The following is a 13,416-nucleotide window of genomic DNA, read 5'->3' as shown; positions in this document are numbered from 1 at the left end:
GCGCCGGTGGCTCGCCTGTGATCCAAGGCGGCACTGGATGCGGGTTCACCCCTGTGGTTGGAGCGCTGAATGACTCTACTCACACGTCGCGGGCTTCTCAAAACGGCCGCGGTTGCCGGTGCGAGCGGTGTCGGGCTTGCCGCCATCGGCAGGCTCGACGGCTGGGCCGCCGCGGCGCCTGAACCGGTGGTGCTGCAGACGGCGAAAATCCAGGCGCAGCTGATGGGCATTGGCCCGACGAGGAATGTGCTGACCTATGGCAGCGCCGGCATGCCGCCGGTGCTCAGGATGAAAAAGGGCGAGCCCTTCGCCGCGCGCCTGGTCAACGCCATCGACGATCCGACAACCATCCACTGGCACGGCATCCGCCTGCCGAACAAGATGGATGGCGTGCCGTTCCTGGTCCAGCCCTACGTCTACACCGGCGATCATTTCGACTACGCCTTCACGCCTCCCGATGCCGGCACCTTCTGGTACCACCCGCATTGCAACACGCTGGAGCAGATGGGCCAGGGCCTGACCGGCGTGATCGTGGTCGAGAACCCGAACGATCCGAAATTCGACGCCGAATTTGTCCTCAACCTGCGCGACTGGCGGCTCGGCGACGATGGCCAGTTCATCGACCAGTTCCGGCCGCGCGATGCCGCCAGAACCGGCACCTACGGCACGGTGCGCACCGCCAACTGGCACGACCAGCCGCAATATGACGCGCCGGCCGGCGGGCTGGTGCGGCTGCGCGTCGCCATCACCGATGTCACCCGCATCTACGCCTTCCGAGTCGATGGAGCGGAGGCTGACGTCATGGCACTCGACGGCAACCCGGTGCCTGAGCTTTTTTGCCCGATGCCCTGCTGCTTGGCCCGGGACAGCGCATGGAACTCGCCATCCGCATGCCGGACGAGGAGGGCGCGATCGTCAGCCTGCGGGATGTCAGGGGCACCAAGCCCAAAATCCTGACGACCCTGCGCGCGATGGGCAGCTCGCTCAGGCGAGACATCCGCGATGTTGCGCCGCTGGAGGTCAATCCGGTGGCGGATGTCGATCTGACCAGCGCGCAGCATATTTCCCTGGCGCTCAGCGCCACGGCCGAAAACATTCCGAGCAACGGTATCTGCGGTTCGCTCGGTTACGGTTTCTGGGCGATCAACAAGGTGCCGTGGCCAGGCGACACGCCGGACCCGACCGCGCCGCTGGCCGAACTGAAGCTCGGCAAAAGCTATGTCATCGACATGGAGAACCTGACGCCGCAATCGCATCCGATGCATCTGCACGGCATGAGCTTCAAGGTGCTGTCGTCGTCGACACGACCGGTTCAGCCGCTGATTTCGGACACCTACCTCATCCAGCCCAACGAGAAGGTGAGCCTGGGCTTCGTCGCCGACAATCCGGGCGACTGGCTGCTGCACTGCCACATCATCGAGCACCAGAAATCGGGCATGACGAGCTACGTCAGGGTGGTTTGAAGCCAAGCCCGTCGCCAGGACCGCGTCATCGGCGACTTACTTGCGCAGCTCCGCTTCGATCTCGTCGAGCACCTTGTCCTTGCCGATGCCGGTGAGGAAGGCGAGGCCCTTGATGACCGGCTTGGTCACCGAAGCCGAGATCGGCGTGGTGGCGACGATGAAGTCGACGCCGTCCGCCAGCCCCGGTACTTCGGTCGCCTTTGCCTGCTGGGCGTTGAAGGTGAGGCCCTTTGGGCCAATCGACCAGGGGTAAATGCGCTTTCCCCGGTCAATTTCGGCGGAATTGACCGCCGAGACTGGTTTTGTTGGCAAACGGAGCCCGTTCCCTGCTAATCCGGCCGTAAATCAAGAAGCTGTGGACATCCCGCATGACCAATGTCGCCCTTACCGGGCTTGCCCGTGATCTTGCCAGCCGTGCCGCCGAGGGCCGTCCGGTGCGCATCGGCGTCATCGGCTCGGGCGAAATGGGCACTGATCTGGTCACGCAGGGCATGCTGATGCCGGGCATTTCGGTTTGCGCCGTGTCCACCCGGCGTCCGCACACCGCGCGTGAGGCCATCCGCATCGCCTATGGCGACGAGGCGATTGCGGTGGAAGCCGACACCGCATCGAAAGTCACCGGCGCCATCGAGAGCGGCAGGATCGCCATCACCTCCAACGAGACGCTGGTCACCAATCCATTGATCGACGTCGTCATCGACGCCACGGGAAAGCCCGGCGTCGCCGCTGATTTCGACCTCATGGCGATGGAGCACGGCAAGCATCTGGTGATGATGAATGTCGAGGCCGATGTCACCATCGGCTGCTATCTCAAGCAGCAGGCCGACCGGCTTGGCGTCGTCTATTCGGTCGGCGCCGGCGACGAGCCGTCGAGCTGCATGGAACTGATCGAGTTCGCTTCGGCCCTTGGCCTGACGATCGTCTCGGCCGGCAAGGGCAAGAACAACCCGCTCAACCGCGACGCCGTGCCCGATGACTATCGCGAGGAAGCGATCCGCCGCAACATGAACCCGCGCATGCTGGTCGAGTTCGTCGACGGCTCCAAGACCATGGTCGAGATGTGCGCCATCGCCAACGCCACCGGCTTGGTGCCCGACGTGCCCGGCATGCATGGCCCCAAGGCCGACCGCGACGACCTAGCCAAAGTCCTGATCCCGCGCGAGGATGGCGGGCTCCTCACCAAAAAGGGCGTCGTCGACTACACCATCGGCAAGGGCGTGGCGCCCGGTGTCTTCGTCATTGTCGAGGCGACGCATCCGCGCATCATCGAGCGCATGGACGATTTGCATATCGGCCATGGCCCCTACTACAGCCTGTTCCGGCCCTATCATCTGACGTCGCTGGAAGTGCCGCTGACCGCCGCCCGCATCGTGCTTTCCGGCAAGCCAGACATGGTGCCGCTGCCAAGGCCGGTCGCCGAAGTCTGTGCCGTCGCCAAGCGGGACCTGACCCCCGGCGAGACCTTCGATGCGATCGGCGAGACCTGCTACCGGTCCTGGACCACGACCGTCGGCGAAGCCCGCGCCCGGTGCGCCGTGCCGGTCGGCCTGCTCGAGGGCGGCAAGGTGTTGAAGCCGGTTGGCAAAGGCGAACTGCTGACCACCGACAATGCGGCCCCCGACCAGACGACGAGGCTGTTCGCCTTGCGCCGGCTGCAGGATGAGATGCTTTACGGCGCGGGTTGAGGGTTACTTCCCCAGTTCGATCGACCGCAGCCGCGCCGCCTCGACGGCCTCTATCAGCAGGTTGGTCAGCCGGTCTTCGCCCATCAGCACGGCCAGCGCTGCCGCTGTCGTCCCGTTCGGGCTGGTCACCTGCTGGCGCAGCACGCCCGGTTCCTCGTTGCTTTCGGCGGCGAGCGAGGCGGCGCCATGGACGGTCTGCATGGCCAGCAATCTGGCGGTTGCCGGGGGCAAGCCGGCCTTCTCGGCGGCCACGGTCAGCGCCTCGATGAAATGGAAGATATAGGCCGGGCCCGATCCGGAGACGGCGGTCACTGCGTCCATCAGGCCTTCATCATCGATGGTGGCCACTTCGCCGCTGGCCGACAGCAGGTCGACGACGAAACGCTTGGCATCGTCGGATACCAGGGGGTTGGAAAACACCACCATCATGCCCTTGCCGATCGCCGCCGGCGTGTTGGGCATGCAGCGCACGATCGGCGCGCGGCTGCCCAGGATCTCCTCGAAGGTGGCGACCGGCGTGCCGGCGGCGATGCTGACGAAAGTCGTGCGGCCGTCGCCGAAACGCTTGTAGGCGGCGGTGACGTCGCGGATCACCTGCGGCTTCACCGCGACGACGACGAGATCAGGCACGGCGTCGGCTGGAATGCCGCCGGCATCCGCTGCCGTGCCGCAGCCGAGTGCGGCGGCGCGGTTGCGCAAATCGGCATTGGGCTCGACCACGAAAACCGTCGACGGCGAAAGCTTGCCGGATTTCAGCCAGCCCGAGAGCATCGCGTAACCCATATTGCCGCAGCCGGCGAGAACGAGCCTGATCGTCATGGAACCCTCCCAAGGAAGGCTCTGCATAGACGTTCGCGCCTCAGCGGGAAAGCCCTGTCAGCACGGACGCGATGATCGCGCATCGCGATCGTTCGTGTGCTGGGAGCGATAGGCGGGAAAGCTTAGCGTGCCATTCCGAGGCCCGAATGCACTGCAATTCCAGTGCTTGAGGTTATGAAAAGCTTATGCACTGGCCTGCCAAAGTTAACCTTTTGTTTCCTATGCTTGTTTAGCGTGGCTTAACGAATGGCCGACCGCCGCCGCCAGGCGGCCAAAGAGTGAAGCTCCAAGATAATGGTCGACAGGGAAAACCGTGAAGACTGGAGGCGCGAGCTTTCATTGCTGGCGCTCGGCCAGGCCATACGCGGTGAGGACGGCAAGGACGCGTCCCTGGTCTCGATAGGGGACCGAGCGGATCCGGCATGGCGCGAAGACGCCGCCACGCGCCATCGCCTGGCCCGTTCACGGCGGGAGGCGCGGACGGACCCGACACTGCCGGCCGTCGAAACAGAGCGGCTCCGGCCGGACGGACAGCCGGGAGCGACTGCACAACACGACGATCTCGTGTCGATGCGCCAACTGGAGCGTGAGGCCGCCGCCAAGCGCTCCGTCTATGAACAGTTCCTGCTGCGCGCCGAGGAAACCGGCGAACAGAAGGACATCAACAACGCCAACATGAATGTGATCTCCAAGGGTTTCGCGCCGCTCGAGGCGAAAGGCCCGTTACGGGCCGGGATGGCGCATGCCGGCCGGCTCCTGGGTTTTGCCTCCGGTGTCGGCCGTGCGTTGATGGCGAGGCTGCGCAATGCCCTGTCCCGCAAGCCATCCGACGAGGCTGACGACGGCATTTCCAGCGCGTTAGCCGCCTTTGGTGAAAACGCGCGGGGGGCGGATGCCGCCATGCCCTCCGGCCACCCGAATCCGGATTCAGTCTTCATGCCTCGGCCAGTGGTGTCGGACTATCCGCGGCCGTTTCCCCCAGGCTTCGATACGACTTATTCCAGGCCGATGGGGCCGCCGTCGCGGTCACCCCTGCTGCCGCTGCAATCGGTCTATCCGGCTCCGCCGCCCTATCCCCATGCACAGCAGGCGAGGTATCCGCGGATGCGGCCGTGGCAGGCGCGATCGTCGGTAGGCTACCCCTACACTCAGGCCATGGCGGCACTCTATGCTGGGCACATACCGTATCCACCGCAGCCCCCCGCATCGCCGCAACCGTCGGCCTACCCCGTGCAGCCACCGGTAGAACCCTCGCAAGTCGAGGAAGGTGCCGAACAGGCGCCGATCGACGAAATTCGCGCCAGCCTGCGGGAGTTCCGCGAAGCGGTCCGCGAACTCGCCGAGAGCCGCGCCCGCCGCCGCTACTTCTGAGCCACAAGATAGGTTGCCGAGGCCGAACAAAACCATCCCGGTTTCGCGTAAACGGCATGGGACGGCGCTTTGACGGGATTGCGGGCCGGAATTTTCGTGACAATGCCGCGCTGCATGGTGCCGGCGCGCATTGTGTTTTGTGAACGCGCGTTGGGTAAAACGGTGTTGAGGGTGGTTCATGGCTGAAGTGATCGACGGAAAAAGCGTTGCCGAAGACGTGGTGCGGACGGTGAAGACCCTGGCCGCCGAGCTGGTCGCCAAAGGCAACGCCAAGCCAGGTCTCGCCGTGGTCATCGTCGGCGAGGATCCGGCGAGCCAGGTCTATGTCGCCTCAAAATCCCGCACCGCCAAGGAATGCGGCTTTCATTCGCTGCAACACACGCTGCCGGCCGAGACCTCCGAGCAAGCGCTGCTTGAGATCGTCGGGGAGCTCAACGCCGATCCTGAGATCAACGGCATCCTGGTGCAGCTTCCACTGCCTGCCCATATCGACGCCGGCAAGATCATCCAGGCCATCGCGCCGGAAAAGGATGTCGACGGCTTCCATTTCATCAATGTCGGCAAGCTCGGCACCGGCGAACTCGACACGGCTTTTGTTCCCTGCACGCCCGCCGGCTCGATGCTCCTGATCGAGCGCGTGCGCGGCAAGGATTTGTCCGGCCTCAACGCCGTCGTCGTCGGCCGTTCCAACATCGTCGGCAAGCCGATGGCCAATCTGCTGCTTGCCGCCAACTGCACCGTCACCATCGCCCACAGCCGCACCAAGGACCTGCCGGCGCTTGCCCGCACGGCCGACATCCTTGTCGCCGCCGTCGGTCGCCCCGAGATGATCAGGGGCGATTGGGTCAAGCCCGGCGCCACCGTCATCGATGTCGGCATCAACCGCATTCCCGCGCCGGAAAAGGGCGAGGGCAAGTCGCGCCTCGTCGGCGATGTCGCCTATGCCGAAGCGGCCAAGATGGCAGGCGCCATCACGCCGGTGCCAGGTGGAGTCGGGCCGATGACCATTGCCATGCTGATGGCCAATACGTTAGCTTCGGCCTACCTTGCGGCCGGGTTGAAACGGCCCTCCTTCTGAGCCGGGTTGACCCTGAAAGCCGCAGCTTTGCCTAACCCCACCATTTCCCCGGAACGGCCGGTCACGACTGATCCCGTTCAGGGCGGCCGGCAGTTCGCCTTCCTGCTGGTCGACAAGTTTTCCATGTTCTCGCTGGCGGCCGCGATCGACACGTTCCGCTCGGCGAACCGTCTGCTTGGTCGCGATTTCTATGGCTGGACCACGGTGTCGGCCGACGGCGATCCGGTGATGGCGTCCAACGGCCTGCCGCTGAAGATCGACTACAGCGTCGCCGACCTGCCGCCCGTCGACATCCTCTTCGTCTCGGTCGGCCTGACGACGGAATTCCCCGGCAAGAGCAAGGTTCTGGCGGCGTTGCGCAGTTGGGGCCGGCGCGGCAATGCGCTTGGCGCGCTGTCGGTCGGATCCTACCTGCTGGCCGAGGCCGGCCAGCTCGACGGTTACCGCTGCACCATCCATTGGGAAAACCGCGCCGGCTTCATGGAGCGCTTTCCCGATATCAACTGCACCGGCAACGTCTTCGAGATCGACCGCAAGCGCTACACCTGCGCCGGCGGCACCACCTCGATCGACCTGATGCTCGAGATCGTGCGCGGCGATTTCGGCTCGAACCTCGCCAATGGCGTCGCCAACCAATTCCAGCATGAGCGCATCCGCTCGGCCGGCGACCGTCAGCGCGTGGGACCCGAGCGCGATCTGACCGGCAAGTCCGAGAAGCTGCGGCGCATCGTCGAACTGATGGCCGATCACCTCGACGAGCCGCTCTCGGCGGTGCAACTCGCCAAGTCGGCCGGCCTTTCGGTGCGCCAGGTGGAGCGCCTGTTCCTGCGTCACCTCAACGTCACCCCCGGCCGCTACTACATGCGGTTGCGGCTGGAGCGGGCACGCGAATTGCTGCGCCAGACCAACATGCCGATCCTTGATGTGGCGATCGCGACCGGCTTCACCTCGCATTCCTATTTTGCCCAGAGCTACCGGCTGCAGTTTGGCCGGCCGCCTTCCGAAGAGCGCCGCACCACCTACTGAGCCGCTTCGGGGCGATGCCCCATCCGGCGCCGGGCGCATGAGCGACTTGGCGCATGCCGGGCTTGTGTCCGGACGCGGCGTCCAATAGCTTCCCGGTGCGGACGAGGGGGCTAACGCAGGAGATTTCGATGGCGGTATTTGCGCGAGGCGTCGCTGCGGCGATCCTCCTGTTTGTCATGACGGCGGCCGGCTTCACCGCCAACCGCGTCATCATCATCCTCGATGCTTCCGGCTCGATGTGGGCGCAGATCGGCGGCAAGCCCAAGCTCGAAATCGCTCGTGAATCGCTGAGGACCGTGCTTCAATCGGTTCCCGCCGACGAAGAAATCGGCTTCATGGCCTATGGCCATCGCGAGAAGGGCAGCTGCGAGGACATCCAGCTGATCGTGCCGCCTCAGGCAGGCTCGGCAAGCGCCATCACCGACGCTGCCGACAGTCTGAAATTTCTCGGCAAGACGCCGTTGACGGCAGCCGTCAAGCAGGCGGCCGAAGCGCTGAAATACACCGAGGACAAGGCGACCGTCGTCCTCATCACCGATGGGCTCGAGACTTGCGGCGGCGATCCCTGCGCGCTCGGCAAGGAGCTGAAGGCATCCGGTGTCGATTTCACCGCCGACGTCGTCGGCTTCGGCCTGACCGTCGACGAAGGCAAGCAGATCGCTTGCCTCGCCGACAATACCGGCGGCAAGTACATCCAGGCCTCCGACGAGAAAGCGCTGCAGGAGGCCTTGGTCCAAACCGTCGCCGCACCCGCGCCTGAGCCAGCTCCCGCCCCGGCACCCGCGCCGGCATCCGCGAAATCCGAGTTCAATTTTCAGCCGAGCGTGGTGATGGCCGAAGGTGGCGAGCCGATCACCGACGGCAATGCCTGGGAGATCTACAAGGCGAAGTCGGACGGTTCACGCGGCGATTCCGTCACCACCGAATATGGCGCCTACAACGGCAATCTCGACCCCGGTGACTATGTTGTCGTGGCGCGTGATGACGAAGCCAAGGTGGAGCAGAAGATCAAGATCGAGGCCGGCCAGGTCTACAAGCCGCTCTTCACCTTGAACGCGGGCACCGTGCTCATTCATCCCAAGGCCTATCAAGGCGCCGATATCAGCAGCGAAGCCCGTCTGGATTTTGCCTATCCGGGCGGCAGCACCACCCACTATGGCGACTCAAAGGTCGTTGTCCCGGCGGGTGAACAGAAGCTCACGGTTCAGATCGGCAGCGGCTCGGTTACGGACACCATTCAGTTGACCGCCGGACAGACAATTGAAAAGGATGTCGTGGTCGGCGTCGGCCATGCCCTCCTCAATGCCTACTACACCTCAGGCGGTGACAAGGCCGACAATTCAGGCGTCGGCTTCGAGATCGTCAAGGCGAAGAAGAAGATCGATGGCAGCCGAGACAGCGTCGAACATTCCTATGGCCCCGACAGCAAGTTCTGGCTGCCGCCCGATGACTATGTGGCGGTCGCCACGCTTGATCTTACCGTCGTCGAGCAGCCCTTCAGCATTAAGGCCGGCGACAATCAGGACGTGAAGGTGACGCTCGATGCGGGCGTTCTGGCCATGTCCGCCCCCGGTGCCTATTCGATCGAGGTGCTGTCGTCGAAAAAGGATATCGAGGGCAAGCGCAAGTCACTCGGCCTGAGTTATGGCGACACCTGGCAGCAGACCATGCCGGCCGGCGACTATGTGGTTGTCCGTCACCTGTCTGACGAAGGCCACGACAAGGAAATGCCGGTGGCAGTGAAAGCCGGCGAACGCGCCGAGATCACGGTCCAGCCGTGATGCCGTTTTCCGCTGGTCGTAAGAGGGGCGGCTTGAAGCCGCCCTTTTGCGTATGGCTTGGAGAGAACTCAGGCGGTCCCGAACGCGCTGGCGCCGTGATCGGCGCGGCCCACCAGCTGCCGCAAGCCGGCGAAAAGCTCGCGCCCGAAGCCGAACTCGTTGCCGATGAGGTCGGCTTCGGCGGTGCGGCGCAGCGCGAATTCCGTCCCCGGTATCAGCACCTCCAGCGTTCCGGCATCGGCGTCGAGGCGGATGATGTCGCCCTCATGGATCCTGGCGATCGGCCCGTCCTCGACCGCTTCCGGCGTCACATGGATCGCCGCCGGCACCTTGCCGGAAGCGCCTGACATCCGCCCGTCGGTCACCAGCGCGACGCGCTGGCCGCGATCCTGCAGGATGCCGAGCACGGTGGTCAGCTTGTGCAGTTCCGGCATGCCGTTGGCCTTCGGCCCCTGGAAGCGGATGACGGCAATAAAGTCGCCGGTCAGCGTGCCCGCCTTGAACGCTTCGTTCAGGCCCTGCTGGCTGTCGAACACCTTGGCCGGCGCCTCGATGATGCGCCGTTCCGGCTTGACCGCGGAGGTCTTGATCACGGCGTGGCCGAGATTGCCCGAAAGCACCTTCAGGCCGCCCGTCGGCTGGAATGCCTTCTTGAACGGCGCCAGCACCTTTTCATCGCCGCTGGCGCGCGGCGCGGGTTCACGCACAACGCTGCCGTCGGCGCCGAGCTTCGCCTCGACCGCATAGGGCCGCAAGCCTTCGCCCCACACGGTCTGCACATCCTCATGCAGGACGCCTTCGTCGAGCAGTTCGCGGATCAGGAAGCCGAGCCCGCCGGCGGCCTGGAAATGATTCACGTCGGCAAGGCCATTCGGATAGACGCGTGCCAGGAGCGGCACTGCTTCCGAGAGGTCTGAAATATCCTGCCAGGTCAGCGCGATGCCGGCTGCAGCCGCCATCGCGATCAGGTGGATCGTGTGATTGGTCGAGCCGCCGGTGGCGTGCAGGCCGACGACGCCGTTGACGACAGAACGCTCGTCGATCATGCGCCCGACCGGCGTATAGGCATTGCCGAGCGCGGTGATCGCCAGCGCCCGCTTCGTCGCCTCACGGGTCAACGCCTCGCGCAGCGGCGTGCCGGGATTGACGAAGGAGGCGCCGGGCGTGTGCAGGCCCATGATCTCCATCAGCATCTGGTTGGAATTCGCCGTGCCATAGAAAGTGCAGGTGCCCGGCCCATGATAGGATTTGGACTCCGCCTCAAGCAGTTCGGGCCGTCCGACCTTGCCTTCGGCATAGAGTTGGCGGACCTTGGCTTTCTCGTCATTGGGCAACCCGGTCGTCATCGGCCCCGCCGGAATGAAAACCGCCGGCAGATGGCCGAAGGTCAGTGCCGCGATAACAAGTCCCGGCACGATCTTGTCGCAGACCCCGAGATAGACGGCGGCATCGAACATGTTGTGCGACAGGCCGATCGCGGCGGCCATGGCAATCACGTCGCGCGAAAACAGCGACAACTCCATGCCGGGCTGGCCTTGTGTGACACCATCGCACATTGCCGGCACGCCGCCGGCCACTTGGGCGATGCCGCCGGCCTCGCGCGCGGCCTCCTTGATCAGGGCAGGGTAGGTCTCGAACGGCTGATGCGCCGACAGCATGTCGTTGTAGGAGGTAATGATACCGAGATTAGGCACCTTGTCGGCGCCGAGCGCCAGCTTTTCCGAAGGGCTGCAGACCGCAAAGCCATGGGCAAGATTGCCGCAGGATAGCACCGACCGGTTGGCGGTCTGGTTCGATGCGCCGGCGATGCGGCCGAGATAGGCCTCGCGGCCTGCTTTCGAACGTTGGCGGATGCGCTCGGTGATGGCTTCGATGTCGCGTCTTGCGGTCATGGCATCAGGTCCTTTCAGGCGAGGTCCCGGAAACATCCTCCCGCCGTTTGCCGGGACCACTTCAAACGTGAAATCAGGGCGTCCAGAAAACCTCTACGGGTCTGGGAGCGGCATCGAGTACGGCGCGTATCGGCTTGCGCGGCTCGGTCGCGACTGCGTCGTCGAAAGCGGTGCGCTTGTCCTCGCCCTCTATATGCAGCGCGATGAAGCCGGCATCGATGATGCGTGCCAGCGAGAGCGTCAGCCGTGGCTCGCCGGCACTTGCCGCGTGAACCGGCAGGATGATCCTGTCGGTAGCCGGGTCGAGCAACTTCGGCAGATCGTCGGCATCGGGAAAGAACGAGGCGGTGTGGCCGTCCGGCCCCATGCCAAGCACCACGACATCGAGCGGCCAGGGCAGGGACCGCAATGCCGCATCGTCGGATGCCGCCGCAGCCTCGATGCCGGCGGCCTCATGATAGAGCGGCACGAAACGCGCCGCTTTGGCCGCGTTCTGCAACAGATTGGCGGCCACCAGCCCGGCATTGGAGCGGGGCGAGGAGGCCGGCACGAAACGCTCGTCGACCAGCGTCACGATCACCTTGTCCCAGGCGATCGGCGCCGCCGAGAGCGCGGCAAAGAATTTTGCCGGCGTCGTGCCGCCGGAGACAGCCAGCAACGCAGCGCCGCGCTCGGCGATCGCCTTGATCAGGCGGTCGGCAACGCGCCCAGCCAGTGCCGCCGCCAGCGCCGGGCGATCGGGAAAGGCATTCCAGTTGTAGCTGGTGCTGTTCAATTGCTCTCGTGCCATGTCCGCCCGTCACGTTCGATCAGCGCTATCGAGGCCGACGGGCCCCAGGTGCCTGCCGTATAGCCTTGCGCCTCCTGCCTGGCGCTTTCCCAGGCATTCTGGATCGGGTCGATCCACTTCCAGGCGGCCTCCACTTCGTCGCGGCGCATGAACAGCGTCTGGTTGCCACGGATGACATCCATGATCAGCCGCTCATAGGCGTCGGGCGCGCGGCCGTCGAAGGATTGCGCAAAGCTCATGTCGAGCGAGATCTGGCGCAGCCGCATGCCGCCCGGACCCGGATCCTTGATCATGATGAACTGCTTGACGCCTTCGTCCGGCTGCAGCCGGATGACCAGCTGGTTGGCGAAGATGGGGCCGGCACTGTCGCCGAAGATCGAATAGGGGATCGGCTTGAATTCGATGACGATTTCCGAGACGCGGGTCGCCAGCCGCTTGCCGGTCCTGAGATAGAAGGGAACGCCGGCCCATCGCCAGTTGCCGATTTCGGCCCTGATGGCGACGAAGGTCTCTGTGGTGCTGTCCTTGCCGAGTTCCTCGACATATCCCTTGACCGGACCGCCGGCGGACGCACCGGCGCGATACTGGCCGCGTACCGTGTGCTTCGGCGCTTCGTTGCCGTTGATGCGTTTGAGCGCCCTCAGCACCTTCAGCTTCTCGTCGCGCACGGCGTCCGCGTCCATCGAGGACGGCGTTTCCATGGCAACCAGGCACAGGAGCTGCAGCATGTGGTTCTGCACCATGTCGCGCAGCGCGCCGGCCTTGTCGTAGTAGGTGACGCGGTCCTCCAGTCCCACGGTCTCGGCGACGGTGATCTGCACATGGTCGATCTGAGCGGAATTCCACAAAGGCTCGTACAGAGCATTGGCAAAGCGCAGCGCCATCAGGTTCTGCACCGTCTCCTTGCCGAGATAGTGATCGATGCGGAAGATCTGGCTTTCGTGGAAATCGTCGCCCACGGCGTCGTTGAGCGCGCGCGCCGAGGCAAGGTCGCGGCCGATCGGCTTCTCCAGCACGATGCGCGAGTTCGGCGTGATCAGCTTGTGCTCCTGGAGCTGGTGCGAGATATCGCCGAACAGCGCCGGCGCCACCGCCAGATAGAAGGCCCGGATGCGATCGCTGTCGCCGATCGCCTTTTTCAACTTGTCGAAGCCGGCGCCGTTGGTCGCGTCCGCCGCGACGTAGGTTAGCCTGGCCAGGAATGTTGCCAGTTCCTTCGGGTCGATGTCTGCTGGCTTCACATGGTCCGAGATCGCCTGCTTGGCAAAGGCCCGGAATTCCTCGTCGCTCATCTTCGAGCGCGACGTGCCGATGATGCGCGTCGGCTCCGAGAATTGATGGTCGCGCTGGCGATAGTAGAGCGACGGCAGAAGCTTGCGCTCCGACAGGTCGCCGGTACCGCCGAAGATGATGAAGTCGAAAGGATCGACGGGGATGATCTGGCTGGTCATGGTCTGTCCGCTTTGACGCCGCTCGCGAGTACGCGGCTGGTATATTCTAATCGATTTAAA

Annotated in this window: 10 protein-coding genes and 1 pseudogene; 6 read left to right on the top strand and 5 right to left on the bottom strand. The window is 64.6% G+C overall.

Annotation, left to right across the window (positions count from 1 at the left end; genetic code table 11):
* Positions 1-69: 69 nt before the first annotated feature.
* Positions 70-1,463 (top strand): annotated as a pseudogene (locus tag FJ938_RS20170) (multicopper oxidase family protein).
* 36 nt (positions 1,464-1,499) lie between these two features.
* Here the strand turns inward: FJ938_RS20170 and FJ938_RS20165 are convergent.
* Positions 1,500-1,736: a hypothetical protein gene (locus FJ938_RS20165; RefSeq protein ID WP_246673440.1), complete on the bottom strand. Its 237-nt coding sequence runs from the start codon at positions 1,734-1,736 to the stop codon at positions 1,500-1,502.
* Between the two features lie 95 nt (positions 1,737-1,831).
* Between FJ938_RS20165 and FJ938_RS20160 the strand changes: the two genes are divergently transcribed.
* Positions 1,832-3,148: an NAD(P)H-dependent oxidoreductase gene (locus FJ938_RS20160; protein WP_140696694.1), complete on the top strand. Its 1,317-nt coding sequence runs from the start codon at positions 1,832-1,834 to the stop codon at positions 3,146-3,148.
* A gap of 3 nt (positions 3,149-3,151) precedes the next feature.
* On the opposite strand, the gene proC is transcribed toward FJ938_RS20160, so the two are convergent.
* Positions 3,152-3,967: a pyrroline-5-carboxylate reductase gene (gene proC, locus FJ938_RS20155; RefSeq protein WP_140696691.1), complete on the bottom strand. Its 816-nt coding sequence runs from the start codon at positions 3,965-3,967 to the stop codon at positions 3,152-3,154.
* Between the two features lie 294 nt (positions 3,968-4,261).
* Here proC and FJ938_RS20150 point away from each other — a divergent pair, with 294 nt between their 5' ends.
* From FJ938_RS20150 to FJ938_RS20135, 4 genes are all read left to right on the top strand, one after another.
* Positions 4,262-5,338, top strand: coding sequence for a hypothetical protein (locus FJ938_RS20150; RefSeq protein ID WP_246673432.1), 1,077 nt, complete (start codon positions 4,262-4,264; stop codon positions 5,336-5,338).
* Between the two features lie 178 nt (positions 5,339-5,516).
* A complete protein-coding gene (gene folD, locus FJ938_RS20145; protein WP_140696689.1) occupies positions 5,517-6,416 on the top strand; it encodes a bifunctional methylenetetrahydrofolate dehydrogenase/methenyltetrahydrofolate cyclohydrolase FolD in 900 nt (299 codons plus the stop codon).
* Between the two features lie 27 nt (positions 6,417-6,443).
* The gene (locus FJ938_RS20140; RefSeq protein ID WP_115144991.1) at positions 6,444-7,442 is read left to right on the top strand and encodes a GlxA family transcriptional regulator; all 999 of its coding nucleotides are present in this window, start codon (positions 6,444-6,446) and stop codon (positions 7,440-7,442) included.
* A gap of 128 nt (positions 7,443-7,570) precedes the next feature.
* The gene (locus FJ938_RS20135) at positions 7,571-9,223 is read left to right on the top strand and encodes a VWA domain-containing protein (protein ID WP_140696686.1); all 1,653 of its coding nucleotides are present in this window, start codon (positions 7,571-7,573) and stop codon (positions 9,221-9,223) included.
* A gap of 68 nt (positions 9,224-9,291) precedes the next feature.
* On the opposite strand, the gene edd is transcribed toward FJ938_RS20135, so the two are convergent.
* The 3 genes from edd to zwf form a co-directional block, all read right to left on the bottom strand.
* Entirely contained in the window at positions 9,292-11,115 is a 1,824-nt protein-coding gene (edd, locus tag FJ938_RS20130) for a phosphogluconate dehydratase (RefSeq protein ID WP_140696683.1), read from the bottom strand.
* Positions 11,116-11,188: 73 nt separating this feature from the next.
* Positions 11,189-11,905, bottom strand: coding sequence for a 6-phosphogluconolactonase (gene pgl, locus FJ938_RS20125; protein ID WP_140696680.1), 717 nt, complete (start codon positions 11,903-11,905; stop codon positions 11,189-11,191).
* Complete coding sequence (zwf, locus tag FJ938_RS20120) at positions 11,887-13,356, bottom strand: glucose-6-phosphate dehydrogenase (RefSeq protein WP_140696677.1); 1,470 nt, start codon at positions 13,354-13,356, stop codon at positions 11,887-11,889. Before zwf ends, pgl begins: the two co-directional genes overlap by 19 nt.
* Positions 13,357-13,416 lie beyond the last annotated feature (60 nt).

It is taken from the genome of Mesorhizobium sp. B2-4-14, assembly GCF_006442155.1.
In the GTDB taxonomy this organism is placed as follows: domain Bacteria; phylum Pseudomonadota; class Alphaproteobacteria; order Rhizobiales; family Rhizobiaceae; genus Mesorhizobium.
Note: the sequence above shows the minus strand (reverse complement) of the source record. Positions and strands in the feature narration are given on the sequence as shown.